The sequence below is a fragment of the Thermogutta sp. genome (genome assembly GCF_014359955.1).
In the GTDB taxonomy this organism is placed as follows: domain Bacteria; phylum Planctomycetota; class Planctomycetia; order Pirellulales; family Thermoguttaceae; genus Thermogutta.
In genome coordinates, this window is sequence record NZ_JACIYL010000634.1 from 1 (window position 1) to 2647 (window position 2647).

Annotated in this window: 3 protein-coding genes; all 3 read right to left on the reverse strand. The window is 58.8% G+C overall.

Going from position 1 to position 2647, the window contains the following annotated elements:
- Nucleotides 1-57: 57 nt before the first annotated feature.
- Nucleotides 58-1326, reverse strand: a complete 1269-nt coding sequence (locus H5U08_RS15255; protein ID WP_297034936.1) for an amidohydrolase family protein — start codon at nucleotides 1324-1326, stop codon at nucleotides 58-60.
- A gap of 58 nt (nucleotides 1327-1384) precedes the next feature.
- A complete protein-coding gene (locus H5U08_RS15260) occupies nucleotides 1385-2089 on the reverse strand; it encodes a class II aldolase/adducin family protein (protein WP_297034939.1) in 705 nt (234 codons plus the stop codon).
- Nucleotides 2090-2168: 79 nt separating this feature from the next.
- A partial coding sequence (locus H5U08_RS15265; RefSeq protein ID WP_297034942.1) for an FGGY-family carbohydrate kinase occupies nucleotides 2169-2647 on the reverse strand: 479 nt, incomplete at its 5' end.

The window sequence follows — 2647 nt, forward strand, 5'->3', positions numbered from 1 at the left end:
TTCCGCGACAATATTTCTTCCCCACCGGCGGTGAAGTCTGACGCCCAAAACGCTTCCCTAAAGCGGATAGCGCTCGCCCTGGAAGTACACTTTCTGAATTTTCAACACGGGTTCCTCTTCCATGCAAACCATGCCGCTTTCGCTCCACAAAGCGGCTTTTTTCGTGCGCTCTGATCTTGGAAAAAGTTGGTCATTGACAAGCTCGGGATTCACATCAAGGAGGATAAACTCCGGCGACGCCCCCGGCTGAAAAACGACTGGCGGCAGTCCAAGCAGTGCCCGGGGATTGACCGAGGCCATTCGAAAGGCGTCGGCCACCGAACAACCGGTCAAACGGATGGCGTTGACAACTCCGGTCACCAGGGGCTGAGCAGCACCCGCCAGGAGTTGCCGCTGCCCAGCTACCACAAGCCGTCCTTCGGGAAGCATTTCCACCTCGCCGAGAGGAGTCCGATAAATTCCCGGCGGCATTCCGGCCAGAGCGGTCACATCACTGATCAGAATGGACCTGGCGATACCCTTTGCCCGCAGGGCCACCATCATAAAGTCTTGCGGCAGGTGGTGGCCGTCGAAAATGAAGCTCGCCCAGAGCCGGTCGTCGGCAAGCTGGTGCCACAGATAATTGGGATGCCGTGGCAGCATGAGGTGGCAGCCGTTTCCCAGGTGCGTGCTGAGCTGAGCACCGGCCGAGACCGCCTCTTCGAGTTGCCTGGACGTGGCAGCAGTGTGTCCGATGGCGACGATCACTCCGTTGGCCACAGCCGTCTCGATGAAGGGCACCGCTTCAGGATACTCGGGCGAAAGGGTGATCAAGCGGATGAGGCCGGCGGCGGCCTCCTGCAACTGGCAGAATTCTTCCCAATCCGGCGGGCGGACATGTTCTCGGGGATGGGCTCCACGCGGGCCATCTTCGGGACTGATGTACGGCCCTTCCAGATGGATCCCCGGAATCGCGTCAACCAAAGGCGGATATTCGTTGACAGCCTGAGCGATGGTCCGGACGGCGTGGATCATCACTTCCCGGCTGTGGGTGGTGATGGTGGGGAGAAACCGCGTCACGCCGGCCGCGAACATCTTTTCCGCCACGGCCCAAACGTCCTCGGGCGAGACGTCCGGCGCTGTGAAATCGTGGCCGCCATAGCCGTTCACCTGAATGTCGCAGAGAGCGGGCGCAATCCACGGTAACCTGTCGTCCGATACTTGTCGGAACCCGGCGGTCTCGCGTTCCAGGGAAACAATGCGATCCTCCTTGATCGTGATGGCCACGACGTCACCCGACAAAACATCACGCGCGACGATCCGTTCTCTTGAATCTGCGATGCTCATGCGTTCATTCCATCCTGCCCCCACTTTCGAGCCCGTGTTGCAGGTGGCTTACTCGTGCTCACGCCCCGCAACCCGAGCCGCCCCGGGACACTGTGGTCGGCGTTCGTGGAGGGACGATCTGGCCATAACCGTGATGATACTTGTCATACCATTTACGGGCTTCTTCGATCGGAATTTCCAGCGGTTTGCCGAGCTGGCAGGCAAGAAACGCTTTTTTGGCAACGTCCTCCAGGGCAATCGCGAGCTTGACGGCATCGATCGCAGTGGGGCCCCAGGTGAAAGCCCCGTGGTTGGCCAGCAAAATGGCCGGAGCGCGATTTCGATAACGAATGATCGCCTGACCGATATTGTCCCCTTCATTGTCAACATAGGGGGCACAGGGGATTTCCGCCCCGAAGTAATCGGCAATCTCCGTGAGGCACAGCGGGATCGGCCTTCCCACGGTGGCCCAGGCGGTGGCGTAGTCGCTGTGCGCATGGGCAATTCCTCCCACCCCCGGCATATTCCGGTAGATGTATAAGTGGTGTGGCAAATCGACGCTCGGCCGCAGGTGGCCGGAAAGGACTTTTCCCGTGATGAGATCGACTTCCACGAGGTCCTCCGGGGTGAGGGTCTCGTAATCAACACCGGACGGCTTGATGACGAGTCGGCCTGTGCTGCGGTCCAGTCCGCTCACATTGCCCGAGTGCAAACACACCAGGCCGTACTCCTGTAGCATTTTGTTAGCTCGGCACACTTCCTCGCGCAGTGATTCCAGCGACATGACATGATCTCCCGCCTGCCATCCTGGGGGCTGTCACAAGCGGAGTCCCAGAAGATGGTTTTTTCAGCCTACGATTCGATCATACTTCCTTGCGGACTTCCTTCCGAATAGCAATGAGTTCTTTCATGACATCGTACAGCGAGGTCTCATAATGGGGCAAGCCGAACGCATCATGGAGTTTGCGGTAGAGTTTGTAGAGTCGGGCATAAACAGCGGCCGCTGCTTTTCGAGGCCGATAAACCGTTGGCTTGACGCCTGTCATCCGTCGCTGAGCCTGCTCCACTGATTTGTAGGCTCCTCCCACAACAGCCCCGAAAATCGCAGCACCCAAAGCGCAAGTTTGTGCCGAACGGCTGATCTTCATCGGGCGATTGCACACGTCGGCATAGACCTGCATAACGAACGGGTTTTTCTCGGCAATGCCCCCGCAGTTGATCACCTCTTTCACGGCTACCCCGTATTCTTCAAACCGTTTGATAATGGTCAGCGCGCCGAATGCCGTGGCTTCCACGAGGGCGCGATACACCTCCGGGGCGGTGGTCAAAAGCGTTTGACCGA